The 1,031-nt window shown below is 69.4% G+C and carries 1 protein-coding gene and 1 pseudogene; both read left to right on the forward strand.

The window, feature by feature from the left end; translation table 11 throughout:
* The first annotated feature begins 56 nt into the window (after positions 1–56).
* The gene (gene queF / locus ACIPIA_RS16960) at positions 57–512 is read left to right on the forward strand and encodes a preQ(1) synthase (protein WP_400511173.1); all 456 of its coding nucleotides are present in this window, start codon (positions 57–59) and stop codon (positions 510–512) included.
* A gap of 18 nt (positions 513–530) precedes the next feature.
* Positions 531–1,031, forward strand: a pseudogene (locus ACIPIA_RS16965) (phosphogluconate dehydratase); the annotation flags it as partial.

Consider the following 1,031-nt stretch of genomic DNA (forward strand, 5'->3'; position numbering starts at 1 on the left):
GCGGCTCCCATTCCTGCCGAACATGCTCTAGAAGCCGGCCGAACAGGAGTATTCCCATGGCCATCGACGCCTCGACCTTGCAGCTCGGCCAGAGCAGCGCCCTGCCGGCCTCCCCCGAGGAGGCGCGGCTCGACCGCGTGCCCAATCCCCATGCCGGCACGCGCTATCTCACCCGCTTCACCTGTCCGGAATTCACCTCGATCTGCCCGGTCACCGGCCAGCCGGATTTCGGCATCCTCGTCATCGACTATCTGCCGGGCCAGTGGCTGGTGGAATCGAAGTCGCTGAAGCTCTATCTCGGCGCCTTCCGGAATCACGGCGCCTTCCACGAGGACTGCACCGTTTCGATCGGCAAGACGCTTGCCGAGCTGCTCGAGCCGGAATGGTTCCGCATCGGCGGCTACTGGTATCCGCGCGGCGGCATCCCGATCGACGTGTTCTGGCAGACGGGCGAGCCGCCGAAGGGCCTGTGGCTTCCCGACCAGGGCGTCGCGCCCTATCGCGGCCGCTGAGGCAGGAGACCGGGCGGCGTGGCCTACGTGATCGGCCAACTGCTGGAAGCCGGGCTGCTGCACGAAGATGTGAATACCGTGGTGGGCCGTGGCCTGGCCCGCTACACCGAAGAGCCGGTCATGACCGACGGCGCGCTGCGCTGGCGCGACGGCCCGGCCACCAGCGGCGATACCGCCGTGCTGGCGCCGGCATCGGCGCCGTTCTCGGCCGAAGGCGGCCTGCGGCTGATGGCGGGCAACCTGGGGCGTGGCGTGATCAAGGTCTCGGCCGTGGCCGACGCGCATCGCATCGTGCAGGCCCCGGCGCGCGTGTTCGATTCGCAGGAGGCGCTGCAGGCGGCGTTCGAGGCCGACGAACTCAATCGCGATGTGGTGGCGGTGGTGCGCTTCCAGGGCCCGAATGCCAACGGCATGCCCGAACTGCACCGGCTGACCCCGGCGCTGGGCGCGCTGCAGGACGCCGGCCACAAGGTGGCGCTGGTCACCGATGGCCGCATGTCGGGAGCGTCGGGCAAGGTG

The sequence above is a fragment of the Allobosea sp. CER48 genome, assembly GCF_044752385.1.
Lineage (GTDB): Bacteria > Pseudomonadota > Alphaproteobacteria > Rhizobiales > Beijerinckiaceae > Allobosea.

Bases quoted from the DNA above. Each gene is read 5' to 3' on its own strand.
- queF (WP_400511173.1), top strand. From the start codon at position 57: ATGGCCATCGACGCCTCGACCTTGCAGCTCGGCCAGAGCAGCGCCCTG.